Consider the following 23,356-nt stretch of genomic DNA (forward strand, 5'->3'; position numbering starts at 1 on the left):
AAGTTACCCGTTATCCAGGCCCCCAACCCCCCGTAATTCTGTAGGGTTGACTCTTTAATCAAAAGGGGGGCCTGCAACACTGTTTGCTATGCTGGATCGCTCCTTAACTTACAAGCCAGTTCTCCGCCGCCGCCATGCCCTGACTTAGTATAGTTATCAAAATTAATAGGCGATGGAGCAACCTTCCAGATATTTTGACAATACTCCTGGATAGAGCGATCTGAAGAGAAATTACCCATGCGAATAGAATTTACAATGGACATATAGGTCCAATCTTCTATGTCACGATAGGTCTGACCAACAACCTGTTGCCAATCAACATAAGACTGATAGTCAGCCATCAGCATGAAAGGATCTTCGGTCAGCAATTTATTTAGGATGGGTCTAAACAGTTCAGTATCTCCCTGGGAAAAATGGCCCGAAGCAATCAGGTCGATAGCATCCTGTAAATAAGGATTAGCTTCATAATAATCCCGAGGATTGTAGCCTTTAGCTTTCAGCTCAGTGACCTGAGTAGCCGTTAAACCAAATAGAAAGAAATGGTCTTCTCCTACGGCTTGCCGAATTTCAACATTAGCACCGTCCAATGTCCCAATAGTGAGAGCACCGTTCATGGCGAACTTCATATTGCCAGTGCCAGACGCTTCAAATCCAGCGGTGGAAATTTGTTCTGATAAGTCAGAGGCTGGATAAATTCTCTGGCTGTTGGTGACATTGTAATTGGGTAAGAAAACCACCCGTAATTGATTATGCAGATCAGGATCTTTGTTGATCATATTCCCCACTGAGTTAATCAGTTTAATGATCAGCTTAGCCATGTGATATCCCGGAGCTGCTTTACCCCCAAAGATAAATGTGCGCGGTGTAACTTCTAAGTTGGGATTTTGTTTGAGCTGACTATACAGAGTAATAATGTGCAACACATTCAAATGCTGACGCTTATACTCATGGATACGTTTCACTTGGACGTCGAATAAGGAGGCGGGATCTACCAGAATGCCAAATTGATCATGAATACGACTGGATAAATCTCGCTTGGCAGATTGTTTAATCTTTCTCCAATCTTCTTGAAATGCAGCATCGTGGGCTAAAGATTCCAACTGCTGTAGCTCACCCAAGTTTTTGAGCCAGTTATCGCCAATATGTTGGTTAATCATCTGAGTTAAACGGGTGTTACTCAGAGCAATCCAGCGACGGGGGGTAACCCCATTGGTCATGTTGCAAAACTTTTCTGGAAATAGGTCGTAGAAGTCTTTGAGGACGGTCTGCTTTAACAATTCGCTGTGGAGTTTTGCCACACCATTGATGGTATGGCTACTGACACAGGCTAAGTTTGCCATGCGGATATAGCGTTCGCCACTTTCATCGATTAGGGACATCCGAGCTTGGCGAGCTGTATCTTTAGGAAATCGTATGCGGACAAGCTCTAGAAATCTGGCGTTGATTTCATAGATAATTTCCAGGTGACGCGGTAGCAGCTTGCCAAAGAGGCTGACTGACCATTTTTCTAGGGCCTCAGGCATTAAGGTGTGATTGGTATAGGCCAGGGTCTTTTGGGTGGTTTCCCAGGCTAAGTTCCAATCCATGTGGTACTCATCCACCAGTAGACGCATGAGTTCTACAGATGCGATCGCAGGGTGTGTATCGTTCAACTGAATCGCAAATTTCTCAGGAAACTTCTCAACAGGAATATTTTGTCCCTTTAAAATACGAAACATATCCTGTAAAGAGCAGGAGACGAAGAAATACTGCTGCTCTAACCGTAGCTGTTTACCAGCCAAGGTTTCATCGTTAGGATAGAGCACCTTGGTGAGATTTTCCGAAGACACTTTTGCTTCAACGGCACCGTAATAATTACCCTCGTTGAATACAGCGAAATCAAAGGACTCAATTGCTTCCGCTTTCCACAGCCGTAGCGTATTTGCGGTATTTACCTGGTAACCAAGAATGGGGGTATCGTAGGGAATTCCTAAAACCTCGCGGTCTGGCGTCCAATGAACCCGATACTGGCCTTTGTTATCCACATGGGCTTCAGTATGTCCTCCAAATTTGACTTCCATGGCCCATTCTGGGCGGGCTACTTCCCAAGGGTTGCCGTAGCGTAACCATTTGTCAGTGCGCTCTACCTGCCAACCATTACGAATCTCTTGGTGAAAAATGCCAAACTCATACCGAATGCCATAGCCTAACGAAGGTATTTCCAGAGAGGCTAGAGAATCCAAGTAGCAGGCCGCCAGTCGTCCTAGGCCACCGTTACCTAGGCCTGGTTCCTCTTCTTGGGCCAATAATGCGTCAAAATCTAACCCCAGCTCCTCTATGGCTTGCTTAACTTGATTGTAAATCCCCATGTTGATCAGGTTATTGCCCAAGTGGGGACCCATCAAAAACTCAGCCGAAAAATAGCAAACCGTACGAGCCCGATCCTGGGTATAGCTTTCTGCCGTGCTATTCCACCGATAGAGCATGCGATCGCGCACGAGATGTGCCAGAGCCATGTAATAGTCATGCTGAGTTGCTAAGGCAACGGGTTTTCCCTGGACAAAAAAGAGGCTGTCCAGAAAAGCCTTTTTCAATACTTCAACTGTGATACCTGTGCGATTTTCTGAAAGGGGTGTGGTGATCTCGGCAGATTGAGTTTTGAGAGAATCGCTCATAGGAATTCACAAAGCTTCCAAAATGAAAGCTCTCTAGGGTTGCTACTAATTTAATCAGATCAAATAACACGCAAAAAATGTGTTGTTTAAGACACAGTTTTATTGAGTCTTAAGCTTTGCAGCCTAAAACAAAACTAGTGATACAGTAATTCCTTGCGTCTCGTTTCAGGCTTGGCAGTAACAAAAGTCTACTATTTTACTCTACATAAATTAAACTTATTGTCACTATCGTTTTTCTTTTCTGTAGAACAAGACTGTTGGTTTTGAATGATGGGGTCACTAATTTGAGGAGAGAAAACCTGGTTTTGATATCCTTTGTTGAATATGGGATAGGGTATTTCTTGGAGCTGCTGCAACTTAACTAAACGCCATGTTTTTGTAGACACCAATTTGGGCAAGACTAAAAGAACAGTCTGATCGCCAGCATGGATCAAGTCCATGAGTCTCTGCATTGCAGTAGTTCTGAAGGTATTGTCAACCTCATGCTCTAATAATTGGCTTAAGCCAATTATTAGAGCATGAGGTGCTAGTCTGTCTAGACTTTGTTGAACTAAGAGCTGAATTTCTTCCTGTGTTTGCATTTGATGCAACGTTTTAATGAGAGGCGAGACAATGGCGCTACCAAACTTGTGCAACTTTAATGCAAGTTGTTGGCGAACTTGCTGTGCTTGAGTTGTAATAAAGAGATGGACGGTGAGTCCGAGGAAGTCGTCAAAACTATAAGTTGAGAAATTATCGTCTACGCCTTCACTATGAGCAAAAGCACAAATTTCCCATAAGTCTTGGCTTTGAATGGAGTGCTGACTATGTAATGCAACTAAGGAAGCATCAAACAAGATAGACATGATCAAAAATACTAGCTGTAGGCTATGACGGATGGTGGCAGACCAAACTAAAGTCTCTCTTCGAAGTCAGACTGTGAATTGAAAATGTTAGTAATAATGAGGGCTGTAACTTCAAGAACTGAGGCGTTTCCTAACCTGCCAAGGCTAAATCGTCACTTTGTACCTTGGTTCTAACTGGTCAATCTGGATAACTGGATATTAATTAGTGCGTTTTGCTTAACATCTAAAGTTGTACAATGTGTTAAAACGTATTGCAAGTTACAGATACAAAAAACTTTGATGTGGCGTACTGATCCCCTGACATTATGAAGCGTTAATTCTGGGGGTATTATCTTGTGCTACCCCAGTCAGTTTACGTAGTGATGTGCATGCTAGTCCAGCTAGGGGAGCATGCAATTGCAAGTGGTTGAGAGCTTACTGGGTAAGATTAGAGGCGTAGGTTGGTAGCTCAGTACCCTGGTAGATAAGAGCGATTGCAACTGCCAAAAATAAAATATAGCTTGGCGCACATAATTCAAAACATCAGTTGTTGCTGAAAGCTTAAATGGCAACAGCTATGTACGCAACAAACGGCTGCATGTATGCATGCAGCCGTTTGCCATACTACCCCTACAGTAAAACTTAGTGCTGGTACCTCCTGGCAGCAGATTCTCTCTCGTTAGACAGCATCCGATAGAACCTTCTCATCCTGCATTTATCTTATTGAGGTAGGTTCTCGGGCTTGACATTAATTGTTCTAACTGCGCCATTCCTTTTCACTTCAAGGGTGAGTTGCTGACCTACCTTGCCATTGCTGACGATCCGTTGTACCTCTGCCGATTCGTCTACAGCCTGCCCGTCAATCGCCGTAATCACATCTCCAGCCCTTAAACCACTGCTGGCTGCGGGGGAATCTGACAGTACCCGAGCAATCAAGATACCGGTGTCTTCTTCTACGGTTAGACCACTATTGGGATTAGCATTAATATCCTCTTTCACATCTGGACTCAGGGTAATCATCTGAATGCCCAAAAATGGATGCTGGACCTCGCCAGTGTCAGCGAGTTCCGTCGCAATCCGTTCCACCATGTTGATGGGGATGGCAAACCCTAATCCCTGGGCACCGTTGATGATAGCTGTATTCACACCGATGACTTCGCCTTGTTGGTTTAGCAAAGGACCACCAGAATTTCCTGGATTAATCGCTGTGTCGGTCTGGATAAACTCCACCCGTTTATCAGGTACACCCACCTGATTGCTAGAACGACCGACAGCGCTGACAATGCCCACTGTGACCGTGTTATCGAGGCCCAGGGGGTTGCCGATGGCAATGGACCATTCCCCTGGTTGCAGCTGATCTGAGTTACCCAGGGGGACAGTAGGCAGATTGCGCTCATCGACCTTAATCACTGCAATGTCAGTTACAGGGTCACTACCCAGCACTCGACCATCCAAAATGCGACCATCTTTCAGGGTGACGGTCACTGTATCAGCGCTATCGACCACATGGGCATTGGTAATAATTTTGCCGTCATCGCTGATGATAAAGCCTGATCCCAGACCGCGTTCGGTGCGTTCTTGACTTCCCTGAGGCAAACGTCCCCCAAAGAATTGACGAAATGTAGGATCATTAAAAACATCTGGAATCCTTTGACTGACGGTGCGTGATGCATCGATACGCACGACGGCAGGGCCGACGTCAGTGACAACATCGGTAATAAAGTTAGGGTTTGCCGTTGGGGCAATGGCTGGCGTTGCAGGAGCTGTCTGGGCAACGGCAACTTGATTTTCTTGCCGCAGCGGTGACTCTGGTGACCAGGCCAAGAAGCTACCGGCAGTTGCTATGCCAGCTCCCATCACGAGACTGCTGAGGACTTGCCAGGAGCGGGACGGGTTAGGTGTATGAGGATGCGAATGGGACATGGTTGGGACACGTTTGATTCAGTTGTCCACAGCTTAAATAGTCGATGTGACATTCTTGTGACATCGGGTTGTCAATATCGTGTTGGCTGAACGAAGCCGAAGCCAATACCTCATCGATACCGCTGAGCCTTAATAGCTTCAACTGCATCTCTAATGGCTGTTTCCACATTAAGCCAGGCTTCATCGCGATCAGACCATGAGGTAATGGGCGTGGCATTGGTAGGAAATGCCTGGAGGTCGCTAAATGGTGTATTTTTCCAGTCGGCAGGGCGCAGAATAATAGGAATCACCCTGGCTTTGCCAGCCTGATAACGCTCTATCGCTTGTTGAAGTTCAATTTCGTAGCAGTAGTCCGAAGCGATAAAGTCAGCGCTAATCAATAACAGGATAATGTCTGCTCTTTTTAGATTGTCGTCAATTTCTTTAGCCCAGTCTGTACCGGCAACAATGCAGCGATCGTGCCAGGGTTGAATGAGTTTTTGGCGCTGGAGAATTTTGAGGTGTGTGTCTAGCTGATTGCGAAGGGTTTCGTCTTTATGAGAATAACTATAAAACAGTTTGATAGGCTGATCACGGTGTTCCATTACTGTAGGGGTCTGACGACTACCTTCGATATCTACACCGTTGAGTAAATCTTGAACATTGAGATCAATGAGCTCGTCACCCACTACTTCCTCAAAAGATTGTCTACCCTTACTTTCTCGTATCAGCAAATCTTTGTAGCTGACGGTAATGTTGGGATAGCCAGGGACAGGTACCAGTTCTTTGGGGGTGAACTTAAAGTTGCTGTGGATGCGGTCAAAGTCAGACCGGATAATGCCTAGTAGGCGACGACGACTGGATAGGGGACCGTTGACGCTGATGCTGACGGATTTGGCTTGGGGGTCTGCTTTAACTAAGGCTTGATTACCTTCGAAGTTGAGGATAACGCCTGTGCGCCAGCGGAGTTGATGGTCGCTTAGTACATGGGTGCGGACGATAAAGCGGGGGAGCAAGCCCTCTGGCAAAATCGGGTACTCGTAGCGAAAATTCAAACAGTCAGGCAGTTCAAACTTTGATGCTGCTTCGGGTTGTTGTTTGTCCAGCAGGTCTGGGATGAGATAGCGCTTTTCATCCTCTTGGAAGGGAAAACATAGCTCGAACTTACGCATTAGGCCCAATAAGAAATCGTGGCGTTCTAATGGATAGTCTTTGGGATCTAATAGCCTGTTGAGACAGTTAATTTCCAGTTCACCGTTGGCTTTGGTCAGGTCGTGATCATTGAGGAGTTTATAAATACCGTTAGTAACCCAGTGGGGATTGAGGACATGGGTGTCACGGAGACGGCTATCTTTTCTGTAGTTAAGAGCAATGCCGAGGCTATGGAGATGGACTGCTAGCGAATCCTGAGCACTGGGATCAGGTTCTCCATCTGCCTGACAAATTTCTCGGTACTTTTCAAAAGAGATGTAGTTTGCGGCCATATCTGATAGGCGTTTTTTGATCTCAAACCAACTGCCGGGAAATGGATCTCGCAGGTGCTCTAGTCGATCTGTTTCTCGTTCAATAGCTGCTCGTAAAGTATCGATGCCAATTTCCGTATCACAGTCAGTTTGGATGAACTCACGGATAGTAGGGAATTTTTGTTGCAGAGCGCGACGGTTGATGTCAAAGGAGTGTTCTGCGACTTTGTTGAGGACAACAATGACAGGTGAATCACCTCCAAAGCTTTGGATGAGTTCCAGCCAGTATTCGGCATCAGCATCTTCATGACCTTGACGACCGTTGAGCACTAGTAGATAAAGGCTGCGCTCAGTGAGAAAGAACTGGTGAGTGGAGTGCATGATTTCTTGACCACCAAAGTCCCATACGTGAAGGGTGATATCCTCACTCTGATTAAATTTTAATGGCCATTGAGTAATGTTGATGCCTTCGGTTTTCTTGGAGTCTGGGTCAAATGTGTTATGAATCAAACGATTCACTAGAGAGGTTTTACCCACAGCACCAAAACCGACGAGAATAAGTTTTGCTTCATTTAATGGTTGACAATCGGCCTGTATGCGGAAGTAATAATTGAGAATATCTGCTGGTTTAGTTGCAGTTACACCATTATTAACTTCTTGATATGTCGGACCTAAAAGCTCGTTAGAAATGTTTAGCAACACATTATCGTGCAGCAACAATGCTTCTAGCTTAGGAAGTTGTTCTAAAAAATTGGGTAAAGATATAAGTTTATTCTCATTGAGATCTATTCTTTCTAAATTCGTTAGTTGAGAAATAAATTTGGGTACTTTTGTTAGTTGATTTTGATCGAGGGCAATTCCTACTAACTGGGTAAGCTGACCCAATTCACTTGGAATTTTTGTTAGTTGATTCTTAGCTAGGTCAAGTCTTTCTAGCCTGACGAGTTGCCCAAGCTCTTTAGGGACCGAGGTAAGTTGATTTTGTTTGAGGTCAAGCCTTGTGAGGTTGTTAAGCTGTCCGAGTTCTTTGGGGAGCGAGATGAGTTGATTGTGGGAGAGGGAAAGGGATGTGAGGTTGTTAAGCTGTCCGAGTTCTTTGGGGAGCGAGATGAGTTGATTGTGAGAGAGGGAAAGGGATGTGAGGTTGTTAAGCTGTCCGAGTTCTTTGGGGAGCGAGATGAGTTGATTGTGGGAGAGGGAAAGGGATGTGAGGTTGTTAAGCTGTCCGAGTTCTTTGGGGAGCGAGATGAGTTGATTGTGGGAGAGGGAAAGGGATGTGAGGTTGTTAAGCTGTCCGAGTTCTTTGGGGAGCGAGATGAGTTGATTTTGGTGAAGTAAAAGTGATGTGAGATTGTTAAGCTGTCCGAGTTCTTCGGGGACCGAGGTGAGTTGATTGTGGGAGAGGTCAAGTTGGACCAGGCTGGTTAGCCGTCCGAGTTCTTTGGGGAGCGAGGTGAGTTCTAAATCTGATAGGGTCAGTTCTGTCGCTTTATTGTCTATCGCTTCCTGAATGCGTCTTTGGGCCTCAGCTAACCCGTCTTTCTGTGACATTTTTTCAGCAGTAACTATGTCTTCTGGTGTTACTGCCAATACCTGAGCAATGGCTGTCAGGCTTGCCTCACTTACCCGTTTACCCCGCTCCGGGTGAAATAACCGACTTACCGTATCTGCACTCACGCCAGCCTGTTTAGCAATGGCTGCAAAGCTCAGATTCAGTTCAGCTTTAGCAGCTTCTAGCTTTTGTAAGCCTTCAGGGCTGGCCAGAAAACTGCGCGGTTTTGACGACATAGGGGGCTTTGGGGCGGTATCGTTACCAAGATACTCGGCGTAGCCCTGGGCTGCCAGGTATCCCTAATATTTTTAATGGGCGGTGTGTGATGTAGCTCTACCAACTGAAACGATCAAACAGCGCGTGTTACATACCTGACAAACTACTGCCAATCAACAAGTTTAAGATTTGGTACCCTTACAAACTCTCTGGTATTGTGAGTCACTAAACTCAATTCGTTTGCTAATGCAGTTGCAGCAATTTGCAAATCATAGGCCCCTATAGGAGTTCCTTTATCCTGTAAGTCAGCACGAACAGCACCACAGATTGCAGCTGCCTTGCCATCAAAGGGTAAACTTGCAAACTCAGCAAATAGTATTCTTAAGTTTGCCAGGTTCTTAGTTTTACGCTTACTCCTGTAAGCACCGTAATATAGTTCAAACTTAACCACATCACAGATGCATACATCATCAGGAGATTGCGCAAACAAATTTTCATAAACTAATTGACTGCTGCGATTAAGATACGCAATACAGGTGTTGGTATCCAAAAGGTAGAGCATCATTTCTATCGCTTCAAAGCAGAGGCTCACGCTCTGGCTGATTACCTTGTGGTGCCCTCACTAAAGGCTCTCCTTGCCACGCACCAAACAGATCCAGAAACTTTTGCGACCACTGACGCTTTTGCGTGGCCTGAACCGGTTGATAAACAATCAGAATCTCAACCTCTTCATTATGATGATCTGGTAGTTGAACCTGTAACAAACCGGATTCATTAACATGGGATCTCAAACGAATCGTTTTCATGTAGGGTTCCCTCCATTCTGACTGTCGTCATTGGCCTACATCCATTGTAGACGTAGCATTCACTAACTGTGAATGCTGAAAATCACCGAAGCCACCGCACATGTGATTGTAAATCTGTAGTCGCTGCCATTAAAGGTTCTCTGGATAATTAATCGATTGGGTTGATATCGGATAATAGCTGAAACGATCGAACAGGGCTCGTGCAGATACCGTTGGCTGAGCGGAGTCGAAGCCAACATCCCCTTCGACTCCGCTCAGGGAACGTTTACCCATAGGAACGCTACTTCTTGCCAAATCTCTTCCATTGCCCCGGCGGCGGCAATAAAAACTCATATGATCCAGCTGCACTTCCCGGTTTTGCCGCTAGCACAATATCAAACGACAACGAAATCCGCTCTCCCTCCGTATGATTCATCGTCACCCCATGACGCTGCTTTGAAGGAAACAAAATCAACCGCCCCTCCACAGGCACATACATCGCCTGATCCTGGTTTAAATCATTCCAATCTACAATGATGTTTGTGTTCTCACTACCTAACCCAGGGCTCACCTCATTGGGCCGCATATCATCAAAAAACACCAGGCTGCCCGCCTCATCACTACCTGAATTCGGCACCGATACATAATACACAGAACTAATGTGGGATGTATTATGACAATGGGAACCCACTTCTTGTTGTTGGCGAGAAACCACAGGCCAGGCCCGCTGAATATAGAGATCAATTTGATTTAGATCCACACCCAGCGCTTTCAGATATCTCTGCACATGCACTTCTACCTGACCCACAATCCAAATAAATCGGGGGTCAGTATGGATTTGTTCTGCTCCATGCAGGTCCCCCGTCCAGGCCATCTCAGGAAATGCCCGCCGTTCGTAGCCATCTTTTTCCAACTGTAATGCTGCATCCATCAGCTGCTTTTTATGGGCTGTGGCGTCTGGTAGATCTTCATAGTAAACAGCGAGGGGAAACCAGGTATCAACGGGCATTTTTTAGCTTCGAGGGTAAAGGTATCCGGATTGAGTAGCTTATCAGACTTCAGCTTTGACCGGAGGTTTGATGAAGAGTGAAGGGTGAAGAGTGCCTCTTTATCAGTTCTGTAGGCGTTCCTTGAGTGGAGTCAAAAGGATGTATCGGCTGGGTTTTAGCTTCGACTTCGCTCAGCTAGCGGGAGATGTGGGACAGTTACACCTACTCTTTACCCCCTTTACTATTACTCCCTTTACTCATCACTCACTACTTGCCCATCTCCTGCAATCCACTCCTGCAATAAATGCCAGCAAGGCAGAAAATGCTGAGCCAATACCGCATCCATCTGCCAGAAATGACTATAGCCGTCGCCGGAACAATGGCAGCCAATAAAAATCATTAACAGATCGTGATAGAGTGGTTGCTCAGCAGACTCATCGGCTAGGGATGTGGTGACATCGCGACAGGCATCGACACATAGATGGTTGATTGTGTTTTGTAGGTACACCAGGTTTGTGGCAGCCTGGCAAAAGATCCCTTCGCTTGATTTGAGAGAGGATAAATAGTGCTGACGATAGTTGTCTAAAAAGATCTCATGGAGACGACTTAGTTTTTGTTTTAGATGGGTGCGTAACTCTAAAGAAAAAGATTTGATGCCCTGATGCTTCCAGTTAGAGAGAATATCCTGTTCTAAGGAGGATGTTTCCAGTGCAGAAATGTTGATTTTCATCAAAGGGTTGATCACTCTGATGAATAAGAAATCGAGATCGATTAGGCTCAGATCTAATTTGACAGGAGTTGTCTTAAATGCCGATGAGCTAGGCAGTTCATCGCTTGCATGGGGATTGCACCAGATAAATTTAAACTCAGCTACATCCGCCATCATTTCCCCAATCAAATGGGTGAACACCAGACCTAATCGTTGGCGTACCTCACCATGGAAAAAGGCATGGGCCTTGTTCTCATTTAAGGTGACTTCATCTGCCACTGGGGAGAATAGCTCTCGGCAAGTGACTGGGCCACTGTCTGTATAGGCTGTTTCTCCGGCTCGTAAAGGTTCATCACAATGGGCCAAACTGGCATAGTCTGCTTCAAACTGGGTCATCATTAGCTGCCAGTAATGGCCCCAAATGTCATGGATAAGAAAGGCTTCGGCTTTTGCGGTGGGTAGAACACTGACCGAGCTGGATAACGCTTCGATGACGTGGTCTATAGATTCTCCTAACTGTTGGGCAATGGGGGTAGCCCAGGCAATATCTATGTTTTGAGGCTGACAGGGGCCAAACGTGGGAAAGCGCCGAAATTGATCAAAGCTGAAGCTTTGCATTCTCTCGAATAGCTCAGAAAGGCGTTGTTGCTCTGCTGTAGGGATTTCAGCCCAGACTTCAGCCTGATCGGTGGGCAGACAAAAGTAAATCTGCAGGGGTGTGTAGATGATGTCAACAATGTTGGCTGGCAGTGTAATGCCAAAGAGATGCTTGAAAAGCACTGTAGCTTGGATACGACTGAGCTGAATCGAGGCTGCACCATTGATGCTGGCGAGACCCACACTGTGTAATACGGTTTGAATAGTGGCAGCTTGGTCTTTAATGCGCTGATCGATCTGCTTTAATGTGTCTTTTAGTTCTTGTTGCTCTTGTTCAGATAATTGAAAGTGTTGGCATAGGCCAAGGGTAGCTGCCTCTGATTCTAGAGCAGGAGGAATCTTATCTGGAGTTTGCTTGCTCAACGTGGGGGAAGATAATGTCCCTTGCCATTGGTGCCCAGCGAGTTGGCAATAGCGTTTGCTCAACAAAGCTGCTCGGACAAATGACTGCCGTACAGCTGTGGGAATAGTCTCAATGGCTTGTACCTGGTGCTGAACGGTATGTCGACGCAGGATGGCTAATTCGTTATGTAAACTCTTGAGTCGCTGTTGTTGTCGTTGGTGAAAGGTGTCGTTGGAGAAATCTCCACGTTTTCGTAAACAGCGGGCAATCTCTAGTGCTTCTGTTAATAATGCTTGATGGGTTTCGACCAGTGGTTCGAGGTGCATGGGTTTAACGGTAGACGGTGCTGACTACCGACTCCTGATTTTTTAAAGAATCAAAATTGCTATTGATTAATACGGACTAACCGAATTTCTGTGCGCTGGTTACGTGAGTCGTTGGCTGGGACTCCTGACAGCGGCTCGCTAAAGCCTTTCCCTTCGGCCAAAATATTGTGATTTACGGCTTGATTCTTTAAATACTGCACGACAGCTTCGGCTCGCTGCTGGCTGAGGCGCTGATTGAGTGTGGCACTGCCGGTTTGTGATGTGTGGCCAATGACTCGAATGGCAACCGTTTCGGTATTAAATTCGTTGATTTCAACGGCTAGTTGGGCTAGGGTTTGCTGGCCTTCGGTTGCGATCGCAGCCGACCCTACTCCAAACTTGACCTCACCCCTCACTTCCAAATCACCAATGGGTTGAGAGCTTTGAATGGTCTCAGGTGTCAACTGCTGCGCCTGGGGCTGCTGGGTATTGGTTTCCCCAGTGAGGAATGTGGCTAATTCCGGATCGTCAGCTTTGACCAGTTCGATCAACGACTGGGTATTGGCTACGGCCTCAGCAATAAAGCGATCGCTATAGAGTTCATTCGCTAAAGGGACCTGGGGCAGCTGACCCGATAGCACCAGAATGGCGGCTGTTGCCTCAATCCGCTTTGACAGAATGCCATCCTCCATCCAGCGTCCAGCTTCCACTGAGGTAAAGAAATCAATACCGTCAATCACTAAATCAGCCTGGGATGCTGATAAATTACCATCGGTTTGAATCAGAGTTTTTAATTGACTGTTATCTCGGGCTGACTGATCCATCCATCGATAGTAGGTAGATAGAAAATCTGTGAGCTTTTCTTCGTCTTCCTGGATGAGATCATCCGAAGCCACAATCACATCCAAAATGGCATTGGGCGCATCTTCACTGGAGAGCACAATTGTGTGACCTTGCTCACGGGCCTGGCTCACAAAGGGTTCCCAGAGGACAGCAACAGCAATATTTTGATTGGGATCTTGGAGTTCTTGCCAGGCTTCAGAGGCTTCTGCCACTTTCAGCTGATTGAAGTCCGACAGATTAAATCCGTCAAACCGAATGTCGAGCACTTGCGCCAAAAACTCGCTAGGGGTATCCGCTGCGTAAGCCAAACTCAGAGGCTGACCCTGGGCGATTAGCTGACTGAGATCATTGAGGGATTTTAATTGTGAATACTTTGGTGTATTTAGCACGACTGCATCGGCACCCACAGTCCGATCAATCAGACCAACAATCTTTCCTTCTGGCTGATGCTTCAGGTATTGATCCAAGGTGGTGACAATGAGATCGGCACTGTCTTTTTCTAGACGAGTTGCTCGTTCACCCTGGTCAAATTCATTTTCGAAGCGTATAGATATACCTGATTTTTCCAGCTCTTCATTAAACTCCGGAGATCGAAACGTGCTGTAGCCACTGAAGGTGTCTCCTAGAATGAGCAGTTCGTCTGGGTCACTACTGATCACTGACAAAGGTTTGTTTGCAAATGAAAATAGCGTGTCTTTTAGACTCCAAAAGCCTAAAGAAATCGCAATAATACCCAAAATATAGACAATTGGTGGGGGTCCACCTGCACGATTTGACACTAAGACTACCTCCAGTAATTTCTCCTAAAGTACCTACAACCCATGTCACTTTTGGTCAGCATGGTACTTAAATTCCTGTATGGTCTTATGTTATTTAACCCTAACGTTAGGGTGACCATAACGCCGGTTATGATTTCTGATTTTTCAATTGAGCAGCTCGTTCTTCACAAAATATGAAAGTGATGACGGAGAGACGTGGAAGGCAACGTCTCTCCCTTCCAAGATTGGAATCTGGTACTTTTGTTTCCTAGGTGTTTTCTCTAGGTGTTTGTTGACGTTGTTTGAGCTGCTGCAGACGTCTCTGAATTTCTTGCTGTTGAGCAACTGGATCAATGTCTGCCATCGCTTGCTCTGTTGGGTTGACCGACAGTTCTACAAAGGCACGTTTTTCTAAGTAACGGGTGTGGACGGAATTTTTGGCGGCCTCAAACTGAGCACGGGCAGAAGCCATATCTTGTTCGTTATGGGTTTCTGCAATTGCCGCGAGTGCTTCATTCACCTCAGTTAAATTTTTCAGGGCTTGTAGATCGCTCTTGTAGCGTTCTAGCCGCGCTCGCTCCTGGCGTAATTTGGCTAGGGATGTGTTGACTAATGTTTCGGCTTGTTCAACCTGGGCTTCAACTTTAGGTAAAAGCTGCTCCAGATGAATAGCTGAAGCGATAGCGGCCTCGGCGTCATCATGCCGTCCTTCTTTTTCGGCATTCAGTGCTGATTCTTCAGCCCGCTTGAGTGCGCCCACTTTATATAAGTAAATTTTTTTTTCCCGTTGGAACGTGGCGTATTGTTGGTTGGTGGCTGTAGCAAGTTGGCTGACTGACTGTTGCATTTGTTTGATGGCAGCTTCGGCGGTTGCGATCGCGTCATCATCCAAATCCGCATGACTGTCTGGCCCTGGAGCTTCTTCAGAAATTCCCCATAGCCAGTTCCATACAGCCAGGGTTGCCTTACCTCCACGCTCCCCCATCAACCAATAAACGGCCTTTTTCATGTGTCGTTACAGCGGAAATAGTACAGATACAGCGGTTGCCCTAAGTCAATGATTCAATCAAGTTATCCCATCTGAGCATGGGCCAATTAGAGCATGCTCCTATCCTAATCAATGGGATCCGCGCTATAGGAATTACTTCAGACAATTCACATATAATTCCTCACGGTTCCTGGCGATCTCGATCACACACTTAGCTCAGGTGGGCTCAGAAAACCCTTACCTAACCCTTAGAAACCCATCAACTCAGACTCAGGCATGCCCTGGATAGTAGTAATCGAAGCACAGCGCATCGCGCTTTTAATCACTAGGAGAACGTAAACCATGAAAAATCTACTTTCCACAGGTCTATCTGCTTTGATGCTCGCTGCCGTCATCGCTCCTGTTGCGCAAACTATCAATATCGCTGATGCCTTTGCTGCTCAACCTAGCATTACGCGAGCGGCTAAAACGTTGCTAACTTCGGGGCAATTTGTCACCGTTGACCAGGCCAAAGACACCACTGGCACGGCCCGTATTGTTGAAAAAGATGGCCAGCGTATTCTCGAATTTGATGGTGCGTTTGACACAGCCCGTGGTCCTGACGTACAAGTAGTGCTCTACAGAGGCGATTCTGTTCCTGTGAGCATAGATGAAGCTGATTACGTGGTCATTGGTGATCTCAAGAGTTTTGAAGGCTCCCAAGGCTATGTTCTACCCGCTGATATTAATCTTGCTGAATACGGTTCAGTTGCCATCTGGTGCGCAGAATTCAACGTTACCTTTGGCTACGCTGATATTTAAGGCTTAATCCGATATGAAAATTTTTGGCATAGGTCTGCACTAATAAGTGAATAGACAAAACTATCCATCAATCCGGACTATCTCCGTGGGAGACGCTTTGCGAACGACTCCGCTCAGCCCTCATTTCTCTAAATTAGCTGGTTGAGCGGAGTCGAAACCAATTGATTGATATCGTGTGAGTCATAATTGGACTCCTTCGCCAGACTATTCAAACTCTGGTAAATCTAATGGCTTTTGGATTTGTACATCTATCGTAGGTGGCTGCGCTTGCACCAATTCCGGCTCTGGTAAATCTAACTGCTTTTGCTTTTGCACTTCTACAGCAGGTGCTTGAGCAGGCATCAATTCCTTCTGACGCTCTTCTAGTTTCAGCGGTAGCTTGACCTTCTGAGGTTTCTTCGCTTGCTTAACCTTCGGTAGGCTACGCTCCAAATCATTCAACGGTCGCGGAATCACCATGACGGCACTCAGCTCACCAATGCGCTCAGCCTCATGCATACCCGCTTCAACGGCAATTGCCACATTTGATAGCGATCCACGAATCAAAATTGTACACAGGCCTTCGCCGATGGTTTCGTGGGAAATTAGCTCAACTTCAGCCGACTTAGTCATGGCATCGGCTGCCCCTACCATGGCTGGAAAACCACGGGTTTCTAATAACCCAATGGCACCACTACTCATCTGGGTTTCACCGACACCGTCCAACTCACTCAGGCGGGGCAAAATGGGTAGCACCTTCTCCATATCTGCCATCGGTCTAGGAATCAGCGATGACGATACCAGTTGTCCAAATTGCTTAGCCGTTTCCACCCCCGCATGCACCGCCATGCGTACATCTGCTACTCCGCCCCTCACAATAGCGCTACACTGGCCACCACCCGTCTTTTCGTAACCCACTAAATACACATCAGACGACTTGATCATGGCATCAGCAACACCGATGATGGCTGGAAAACTCGTTGTTGAAACCACACCTAAAGCTGAGTCCTTTACCCGCCGCAGTAACGACATGGCTTTATCATTTGAACTAGCGATAGAGGAAAAGTCTACTGGCATTGTAAGTCTCAAGTAGCTTTGGAGAGCCCTTGGGTGCTTGTGGTAGTTGGGGTTATATCAACACTCTAAGGTGAAAGTTTCAATAGGATCTGCTAAAAACGATGTCACTTACTAATCTTTTAATAGGATCTTAAAAACTTTTGTGAGAGAAATATTTTGTCTGCTTGTATAGAAAATAACTATTTATTATCCTCTATTTTAAGAGCCTTTTTCAGATTGACCACTAGAATCGCCATTATCGAGTGGTTGTCTATGGGGAAAAAGCGCTGACAGTAAGCTATTTAGATGATCACGGCCATAGACATGCTCGTTAGGAGCAGCCGCCATGGTTGATGTATCGTCCCCGCTAGATGCATTTGATGGGGCGATCGGGGGCTCGATATTAGGCACATTGACAGCCTTCGGTGAAACAGATTGAGGCTGAACCGTTGACGTAGTCCTCGGCGGCATTGGCATCGAGGGTACAGGGTTGTTTTCAGCCTGAAAGTTAGGTGGCTGAAAGTTAGAAGGGGTAGACTCACCATTGTCAGGAGCCGCAGTCGTTGGTTGAGATGCCTGAGATGCCTGCGCTTCTACTAAAGAGCAAGAAGGAATAATGGTGTTGGGTGCGATCGCAGGATTAATTAGTGTGCTAGACGGTCCCACACAAGCGCCTTTACCCACATAACCGTGGCCGACAATCAACACCCCTGTCCCCAAACTTGCCCCAGCCTCAACATATACACAACCCTGCTTTGCCTGGATCACCACACCAGCACCAACACAAACACCAGGGCCAATGCGAATCGCCGCATTAGATGCAGCTCTGAAGACTACACCTGGTGCGATTGCTGCCGATGCATCAATAACAACGTCGCCGCCGCGATAGTAATGGGTATGACTCACAAAATGCAGAGGCGAGGGTTCCATCGCGACGGACTCAGATACGAAGTGTAACTACGGACGCTGAATGGTGGTTTCTAGAACGCGACACTTGGCACGGGGATCAACACCTACCAGGCGCACATAGTGACCCGAGTGTTCAGCCAGCTGAGCTTTCAGAGCAGAAATTACTTCCGATGGACGATTCCCACTGATGGGAGCACCGGTTTGCCATGCACCGCTGCTGTAGCGACGCTTATCGGCATATTCCGTGCTAACGCGATAGCCCTGATTGACTAGCTGAGTTACTTGCTGGGCTAGATCCGCACTGACAGAAGCACTGCTACCGTTGCCATTGGCGCTAGCCGCTGATCGGCTGCTGCCATAGGACGTGGGTTGAGCGCTAGTAGCGTTGGAAGTCACCGGTGTCTGTCCAGGCTTTTGAATAGTAACGGCGCGACCACGCTGCTTGACTCGTGGATCAATGGCAAAGATGCGCACATAGTCATTGGTATGGGCTGCCAACACCTGCTGCACGGCAGCTACCGCCGCCGATTCGCTAGATGCAGAAACAGCAGGTGCCGTTTGCCAGATACCACTGCGATAGCGGCGCTTATCAGCAAACTCAATCCCAATTTTTTGTCCCTGAGCCAAAATGGAGCGGATTTGGGGGACTAAATCACCGCTAGTGACCGGGACAGATGCACCATTCTGGCTCGCTGTAGGGGTTGCAGCGCCATTGCTACCGGTGCTGAGGGCGACAGGCTTGCCATCGCCTCGTTGAATCGTAACAGGAGATACTCGACACTTAGCAATGGGGTCAATGCCAAACATGCGTACATACTCACCAGCATGTTCGGTCATACAAGCTTCTAAAGCCGCAATGGCTTCAGATGCATGAGTAGTTTGGATAGGACTGCAAGTCTGCCAAACACCACTGCGGTAACGGCGTCGATCGGCATGCTCAGTACCAATCTTGTAGCCCTGACGCAGCCAGGCGCTCACTTGACTAGCAATATCTCCACCCACAGGGGCACCGTTACTGGCTGGGGTAGCAGTAGGGGCAGTCCCCATAGAACGCTTACTAGCAGCGACAGGCTGGCCGTCAGGACGTTGCACAGTGATCATGCCCACACGGCGCTTCCCGACCGGGTCGATACCAAAGATACGCACATAGCTGCCCTGATGCTCAGCCATGCAGCGCTCTAGAGATGAAAGAATTTCACCTTCACGGCTAGATTGCACGATTGGGCAGCTCTGCCAAACACCACTGCGGTAGCGGCGCTTGTCGGCATACTCTGAGCCAACTTTGTAGCCCTGCGCTAAAAACTGACGAACCTGTTGAACAATTTCGGGTGCTAGTGCTTGCATAGTATCTATACCAACCTTATCGATGGTGTATGGGGTGTGTGAGCTACTCGCCGAATGGCGTGCAGAGTGAATGGAAACAGCATTTGCTGCACCATCGGGATACCTAAACGCTTTTGAAGCGCTACCTGATTGAGCTGTTTGCTCTTGGGCACGCTCACCAATGTGGGGCTCAACAATGTCTCGAACGAGTGCCAAATCCGCCTCAGTCACCCGGGGCAATGCATCTGCCTGAGCCTGGGTTGTAATTACCGAACCAGATGGAACGCATCGTCCTGGGGGCACCTCAACATCCTGAACAAGGGCGTGCATCATGACAATGACACCATCACCCAATCGAGCGTTAAAAATTGTTGATCTAAAACCAACAAAGCTGGCTTCACCTAAATAGGCAGGACCATGGATCAACGCTTTATGAGTGAGTGTGACATTTGGCGATAGCCAAACAGCATATGAATCGCCATTATCTCCTAGTACGCAACCCTTACTAAGACCGTGAATAACAACACCGTCTTGAATATCACAGTGACTACTGATGTAAAAGGGCAACCCCTCATCTGCCCGGATTGAGGTGCCAGGGGCAATCGACACTTCGGCCCCAATATAAACACCACCTACGACCTGAGAAAAAGAATGAACGAAAGCAGTAGGTTCAATGACCGGCTTAGCCGATGATTGATATTGGGCTGGGGATGCTGCCATGGCTGACTTAACCATTGGCCCATATCCTCCCAGAAAAAATATTAACTAAAATCCTCACGTTTGTTGTAAAGCGAGCCAGAATCCAAACTAACGGTGTCAACAATGGCAACGACAGCTGCATCCACAGGCCTCTCGTTATATCCAACATGTTGGCGAGCAGCACTGCCGCGGGTAACCAAGACCCATTCTCCAGGCCCGGCACCCACAACATCGGCTGCAACTTCGTAGTCAGGAAGTAACGCACCGTCTTCACTAATAAACTGAATTAGTAAAAACTTTACGCCCGTTAAGCTCGGCTCTTTGCAAGTACTAACAACTGTGCCGCGAACCTTCCCTAGGCGCATGCCTTATCTACCATAGGGGCGAATACCACTTACGCTCTCGCGAAACTGCTCAACAGCTTCGGTATAGCGGATAGGTAGTACGAACTCTAGGTTCTCGTGAGGACGGGCAATAATGTGAGTTGACAAAGTCTGGCCACCATTAACCCGCTTGACGTTCTCAACGCCAGCAGCAACAGAAGCCTGGACTTCAGAAACATCGCCTCGAACGATAACAGTCACACGACCACTACCAATTTTTTCGTAGCCAACTAGGGTTACACGGGCTGCCTTCACCATGGCGTCGGCTGCCTCAACTACCGCTGGGAAACCCAGGGTCTCAACCATTCCTACTGCGATTGCCATCGATTTTTACCTTGGTATGCTATCTATCTGGACTTGGGTAATCGAAATCAAGAAGCCTAGGTTCTAAACTGTTCGACTGCTTCGGTGTAGCGAATGGGCAGTACAAACTCCAGGTTCTCGTGGGGGCGAGCGATGATGTGAGTTGATAGAACCTCACCACCATTTACACGCTTAGCAGACTCGATACCGGCAGCAACTGACGCCTGAACCTCAGATACGTCGCCACGAACGATAACGGTCACGCGACCGCTACCAATTTTTTCGTAGCCAACTAGGGTTACACGCGCGGCCTTAACCATCGCGTCAGCAGCTTCTACAACAGCGGGAAAACCGCGAGTCTCAATCATTCCTACGGCAATCGGCATTGTCGTAAATCTCCTAGAAAAACAGCTTTAGTTCAAGCATTTATATCTCGGCCAGATGAAATTAAGAATTCTTTTCGAATTACTTCACACAGCGAGATGTACCTTGCAAACCGTTAGTCTGCAATAACTCCATGACTACAATTCAGAATACGAGGGGGCTAGCAGTTTGACAATATAAGTCTCAATGATTGTTTCTAATGTTAAGCATTATAAAAACTGATAACCATTTGCTACGGAACGTAACTAAATAGTTGCTTCCTGTTGAAATATAAGTGATGCAGCGTGCTGGGTATTTGTGCTTATGGTATCGGCTGTAGGGTTTCTTGGATAAATTAACGCTGACATATTTCAATGGTTCTTAGCCAATCATTGAAGATTATTCATGAATCCAGAAAGGCTCTTATTGGGGTAACTCATCAGGTACCATTAAGAAATATAAGTAATCTTAAAACTAGTCATAGATTTTTATCTGGGCTAAGGGTTGCAATTGAATCCAATTTTTGAGTCTTTCACATGCCTGGTATTGTGACTATCCACACATTAGTAAGTGAGGATGATTCCGGGCAAAGCTGTGTCGAAAATTCTTGGGTTGTTAAAGTCCGAGGAGCTGACGCTGAGAGTGTTGGTAGATTGGCTCGATGCTTAGGGTGTTTTATGGTTTGCCGGTGGGCTCTTTGATGGCAATGATGCAGTCTCTGATTGAATTAGGTTGGCTGATCCCGATTTATGGGTTTTTGGGGGTGATTTTGGCGTTGCCTTGGTCTATGGGCCTAGTGCAGCGGACGGGGCCCAGGCCAGCGGTTTACATCAATATGTTTATGACCGCCCTCGCATTTGCCCATGGCACTTGTATTTTTATGGGCATTTGGAATGTGGGCTCAGTTGAGCTGCATTTTCCGTGGTTGCAGGTTGCTGATCTCTCGCTGAGTTTTGATCTAGATCTGTCGGTGCTCAACCTGGGGGCGATGGAGCTGTCGACGGGGTTGGCGTTGTTGGCTCAAATCTATGGTTTGGGATATATGGAAAAGGATTGGGCCCTAGCTCGTTTCTTTTCTCTCTTGGGATTTTTCGAAGGGGCTGTCAATGGTGTTTTACTCAGCGGTTCTTTCTTCCTGGCCTATTTCCTGCTGGAGATGCTGACGCTATCTACGTATCTGATCGTAGGTTTTTGGTATGCTCAGCCTCTGGTGGTCAAGGCAGCTAGAGATGCATTCCTCACCAAGCGGGTCGGAGACATTCTGTTGTTGATGGCAGTTCTGGGGCTGGCTAGTTGGGCTGGGGATCTCCATTACAATGAGCTGTACGAATGGGTTAAGGTTGCGGATTTGACTCCGTTGGCGGCGACATTGCTGGGCTTAGCCTTGATTGCGGGGCCTACAGGAAAATGTGCCCAGTTTCCGCTTCATCTTTGGTTGGATGAGGCGATGGAGGGACCCAGTCCGGCATCAATTCTTCGAAATTCGGTGGTGGTAACCTGCGGAGCCTATGTACTGATTAAGCTACAGCCCATTGTGATTTTGTCGCCTGTGGCGCTGACGGCTTTGATCGTGATTGGCACGACAACGGCCATTGGAGCTTCGCTAGTTGCGATCGCACAAGTCGATCTCAAGCGTGCCCTTTCTTACTCCACCAGTGCTTATATTGGTTTGGTTTTCATCGCCGTGGGGGCTGAGTGGCCTGGTGTTGCCATTGGTTTGTTATTTACCCATGCTGTGGCAAAAGCCTTGCTGTTTATGAGCACGGGGGCAATTATTAATAACACTAGCTGCCAGAACATTACAGAGCTAGGCGGAGTGTGGTCTCGGATGCCAGCCACCACGATTGCGTTTGTTGTCGGTAGTGCTGGCATGGTTGGTGTGTTACCGCTTGGTGGTTTTTGGGCGCTACAGCTTGGTGTCGACTTTTTGCGTCGCGAGCATCCTGTCTTAGCCGCTGTCTTCTTGTTGGTTAACGCCCTAACAGTCTTTAATCTGGTGCGAATATTTCGACTGGTGTTCTTAGGGGACATCACGCCTAAAACCCGTCGTTCTCCATCGGTTAACTGGTTGATGGGGACTCCCATGATCGGTCTAAGTATTTTTATTATTTTGTTGCCCTTGGCTTTGATGCGAATGTCATTGCTGCCACCTTTGCAGTATTGGCATCCTTTAGTCTTCGGCTCGTTGATTGTATCTGGACTCATGGGTTTAGCCCTTGGTTGCACGGTGCAATTAAGTCGTTCTTTAGCTCGTTCTACTCAGCTACCGATGCGGCTGATGCAAGACCTTCTGGCTAACGATTTTTACACCGAACAACTGTATCGAGTCACTGTAGTGTTTCTAGTGAGTCAGTTCTCCCGAGTTGTTAGCTGGTTTGATCGCTATGTGGTCGATGGAGCCGTTAATTTGGTAGGCATGGTTTCCTTGATGAGTGGAGAGGGTCTGAAATACAGCATATCTGGCCAATCCCAGGGTTATATTTTCACCATCGTGTTGGGGGTGAGTCTGTTGGGATTGTTGATGACATGGGCGATGTGGTGAGGGGAAACTG

General features: G+C 47.2%; 19 protein-coding genes. 2 read left to right on the forward strand and 17 right to left on the reverse strand.

What is annotated here, in order from left to right:
- Positions 1-86 precede the first annotated feature (86 nt).
- From U2F10_RS28910 to U2F10_RS28960, 11 genes are all read right to left on the reverse strand, one after another.
- Positions 87-2,654, reverse strand: coding sequence for a glycogen/starch/alpha-glucan phosphorylase (locus U2F10_RS28910; RefSeq protein ID WP_499874016.1), 2,568 nt, complete (start codon positions 2,652-2,654; stop codon positions 87-89).
- Positions 2,655-2,845: 191 nt separating this feature from the next.
- Positions 2,846-3,499: a hypothetical protein gene (locus tag U2F10_RS28915; protein WP_499874017.1), complete on the reverse strand. Its 654-nt coding sequence runs from the start codon at positions 3,497-3,499 to the stop codon at positions 2,846-2,848.
- Between the two features lie 699 nt (positions 3,500-4,198).
- Positions 4,199-5,401 carry an HhoA/HhoB/HtrA family serine endopeptidase gene (locus U2F10_RS28920; RefSeq protein WP_499874018.1) on the reverse strand — a complete coding sequence of 401 codons (1,203 nt, stop codon included), beginning with the start codon at positions 5,399-5,401 and terminating at the stop codon, positions 4,199-4,201.
- Between the two features lie 110 nt (positions 5,402-5,511).
- Complete coding sequence (locus tag U2F10_RS28925) at positions 5,512-8,631, reverse strand: COR domain-containing protein (protein ID WP_499874019.1); 3,120 nt, start codon at positions 8,629-8,631, stop codon at positions 5,512-5,514.
- A gap of 143 nt (positions 8,632-8,774) precedes the next feature.
- On the reverse strand, positions 8,775-9,176 hold the full coding sequence (locus U2F10_RS28930) for a type II toxin-antitoxin system VapC family toxin (RefSeq protein ID WP_499874020.1): 402 nt from the start codon (positions 9,174-9,176) through the stop codon (positions 8,775-8,777).
- Between the two features lie 10 nt (positions 9,177-9,186).
- On the reverse strand, positions 9,187-9,417 hold the full coding sequence (locus U2F10_RS28935; RefSeq protein ID WP_163702517.1) for a hypothetical protein: 231 nt from the start codon (positions 9,415-9,417) through the stop codon (positions 9,187-9,189).
- A gap of 129 nt (positions 9,418-9,546) precedes the next feature.
- Positions 9,547-9,690, reverse strand: coding sequence for a hypothetical protein (locus tag U2F10_RS28940; RefSeq protein WP_163660650.1), 144 nt, complete (start codon positions 9,688-9,690; stop codon positions 9,547-9,549).
- A 7-nt stretch (positions 9,691-9,697) separates the two neighbouring features.
- Positions 9,698-10,405 (reverse strand): TIGR02466 family protein, encoded by a 708-nt coding sequence (locus U2F10_RS28945; protein WP_499874021.1) that lies wholly within the window; start codon positions 10,403-10,405, stop codon positions 9,698-9,700.
- A gap of 233 nt (positions 10,406-10,638) precedes the next feature.
- Positions 10,639-12,420: a hypothetical protein gene (locus U2F10_RS28950; protein ID WP_499874023.1), complete on the reverse strand. Its 1,782-nt coding sequence runs from the start codon at positions 12,418-12,420 to the stop codon at positions 10,639-10,641.
- Between the two features lie 59 nt (positions 12,421-12,479).
- Entirely contained in the window at positions 12,480-14,021 is a 1,542-nt protein-coding gene (locus U2F10_RS28955; RefSeq protein WP_499057032.1) for an OmpA family protein, read from the reverse strand.
- Between the two features lie 247 nt (positions 14,022-14,268).
- Positions 14,269-15,009 (reverse strand): PspA/IM30 family protein, encoded by a 741-nt coding sequence (locus U2F10_RS28960; protein ID WP_163702521.1) that lies wholly within the window; start codon positions 15,007-15,009, stop codon positions 14,269-14,271.
- Positions 15,010-15,330: 321 nt separating this feature from the next.
- Here U2F10_RS28960 and U2F10_RS28965 point away from each other — a divergent pair, with 321 nt between their 5' ends.
- A complete protein-coding gene (locus U2F10_RS28965) occupies positions 15,331-15,789 on the forward strand; it encodes a DM13 domain-containing protein (protein ID WP_163660660.1) in 459 nt (152 codons plus the stop codon).
- 204 nt (positions 15,790-15,993) lie between these two features.
- Here U2F10_RS28965 and ccmO read toward each other — a convergent pair whose 3' ends face one another.
- The 6 genes from ccmO to U2F10_RS28995 all read right to left on the reverse strand — a co-directional run bounded on the left by ccmO (position 15,994) and on the right by U2F10_RS28995 (position 20,827).
- Positions 15,994-16,800 (reverse strand): beta-carboxysome assembly protein CcmO, encoded by an 807-nt coding sequence (gene ccmO, locus U2F10_RS28970; protein WP_499874024.1) that lies wholly within the window; start codon positions 16,798-16,800, stop codon positions 15,994-15,996.
- A 243-nt stretch (positions 16,801-17,043) separates the two neighbouring features.
- Positions 17,044-17,754 (reverse strand): beta-carboxysome scaffolding protein CcmN, encoded by a 711-nt coding sequence (gene ccmN / locus U2F10_RS28975; protein WP_499874025.1) that lies wholly within the window; start codon positions 17,752-17,754, stop codon positions 17,044-17,046.
- Positions 17,755-17,781: 27 nt separating this feature from the next.
- Complete coding sequence (locus U2F10_RS28980; protein WP_499874026.1) at positions 17,782-19,791, reverse strand: RuBisCO small subunit-like domain-containing protein; 2,010 nt, start codon at positions 19,789-19,791, stop codon at positions 17,782-17,784.
- Between the two features lie 26 nt (positions 19,792-19,817).
- Complete coding sequence (gene ccmL, locus U2F10_RS28985) at positions 19,818-20,120, reverse strand: beta-carboxysome shell vertex protein CcmL (RefSeq protein ID WP_006518196.1); 303 nt, start codon at positions 20,118-20,120, stop codon at positions 19,818-19,820.
- A gap of 3 nt (positions 20,121-20,123) precedes the next feature.
- Positions 20,124-20,462, reverse strand: a complete 339-nt coding sequence (locus U2F10_RS28990) for a carbon dioxide-concentrating mechanism protein CcmK (RefSeq protein WP_006518195.1) — start codon at positions 20,460-20,462, stop codon at positions 20,124-20,126.
- 56 nt (positions 20,463-20,518) lie between these two features.
- Positions 20,519-20,827 carry a carbon dioxide-concentrating mechanism protein CcmK gene (locus U2F10_RS28995; protein WP_006518194.1) on the reverse strand — a complete coding sequence of 103 codons (309 nt, stop codon included), beginning with the start codon at positions 20,825-20,827 and terminating at the stop codon, positions 20,519-20,521.
- Between the two features lie 683 nt (positions 20,828-21,510).
- Here U2F10_RS28995 and U2F10_RS29000 point away from each other — a divergent pair.
- Positions 21,511-23,346 (forward strand): NAD(P)H-quinone oxidoreductase subunit F, encoded by a 1,836-nt coding sequence (locus U2F10_RS29000; RefSeq protein ID WP_163661709.1) that lies wholly within the window; start codon positions 21,511-21,513, stop codon positions 23,344-23,346.
- Positions 23,347-23,356 lie beyond the last annotated feature (10 nt).

The organism is Leptothoe sp. EHU-05/26/07-4 (assembly GCF_043421015.1).
Taxonomy (GTDB): Bacteria; Cyanobacteriota; Cyanobacteriia; order Phormidesmidales; family Phormidesmidaceae; genus Leptothoe; species Leptothoe turfae.

What these genes read in the sequence shown, in the direction of transcription:
- U2F10_RS28910 (WP_499874016.1), bottom strand. Translation starts at nt 2,654, where the DNA reads ATGAGCGATTCTCTCAAAACTCAATCTGCCGAGATCACCACACCCCTT.
- U2F10_RS28915 (WP_499874017.1), bottom strand. Translation starts at nt 3,499, where the DNA reads ATGTCTATCTTGTTTGATGCTTCCTTAGTTGCATTACATAGTCAGCAC.
- U2F10_RS28920 (WP_499874018.1), bottom strand. Translation starts at nt 5,401, where the DNA reads ATGTCCCATTCGCATCCTCATACACCTAACCCGTCCCGCTCCTGGCAA.
- U2F10_RS28925 (WP_499874019.1), bottom strand. Translation starts at nt 8,631, where the DNA reads ATGTCGTCAAAACCGCGCAGTTTTCTGGCCAGCCCTGAAGGCTTACAA.
- U2F10_RS28930 (WP_499874020.1), bottom strand. Translation starts at nt 9,176, where the DNA reads ATGATGCTCTACCTTTTGGATACCAACACCTGTATTGCGTATCTTAAT.
- U2F10_RS28935 (WP_163702517.1), bottom strand. Translation starts at nt 9,417, where the DNA reads ATGAAAACGATTCGTTTGAGATCCCATGTTAATGAATCCGGTTTGTTA.
- U2F10_RS28940 (WP_163660650.1), bottom strand. Translation starts at nt 9,690, where the DNA reads ATGGGTAAACGTTCCCTGAGCGGAGTCGAAGGGGATGTTGGCTTCGAC.
- U2F10_RS28945 (WP_499874021.1), bottom strand. Translation starts at nt 10,405, where the DNA reads ATGCCCGTTGATACCTGGTTTCCCCTCGCTGTTTACTATGAAGATCTA.
- U2F10_RS28950 (WP_499874023.1), bottom strand. Translation starts at nt 12,420, where the DNA reads ATGCACCTCGAACCACTGGTCGAAACCCATCAAGCATTATTAACAGAA.
- U2F10_RS28960 (WP_163702521.1), bottom strand. Translation starts at nt 15,009, where the DNA reads ATGAAAAAGGCCGTTTATTGGTTGATGGGGGAGCGTGGAGGTAAGGCA.
- U2F10_RS28965 (WP_163660660.1), top strand. Translation starts at nt 15,331, where the DNA reads ATGAAAAATCTACTTTCCACAGGTCTATCTGCTTTGATGCTCGCTGCC.
- ccmO (WP_499874024.1), bottom strand. Translation starts at nt 16,800, where the DNA reads ATGTCGTTACTGCGGCGGGTAAAGGACTCAGCTTTAGGTGTGGTTTCA.
- ccmN (WP_499874025.1), bottom strand. Translation starts at nt 17,754, where the DNA reads ATGGAACCCTCGCCTCTGCATTTTGTGAGTCATACCCATTACTATCGC.
- U2F10_RS28980 (WP_499874026.1), bottom strand. Translation starts at nt 19,791, where the DNA reads ATGGTTAAGTCAGCCATGGCAGCATCCCCAGCCCAATATCAATCATCG.
- ccmL (WP_006518196.1), bottom strand. Translation starts at nt 20,120, where the DNA reads ATGCGCCTAGGGAAGGTTCGCGGCACAGTTGTTAGTACTTGCAAAGAG.
- U2F10_RS28990 (WP_006518195.1), bottom strand. Translation starts at nt 20,462, where the DNA reads ATGGCAATCGCAGTAGGAATGGTTGAGACCCTGGGTTTCCCAGCGGTA.
- U2F10_RS28995 (WP_006518194.1), bottom strand. Translation starts at nt 20,827, where the DNA reads ATGCCGATTGCCGTAGGAATGATTGAGACTCGCGGTTTTCCCGCTGTT.
- U2F10_RS29000 (WP_163661709.1), top strand. Translation starts at nt 21,511, where the DNA reads ATGATGCAGTCTCTGATTGAATTAGGTTGGCTGATCCCGATTTATGGG.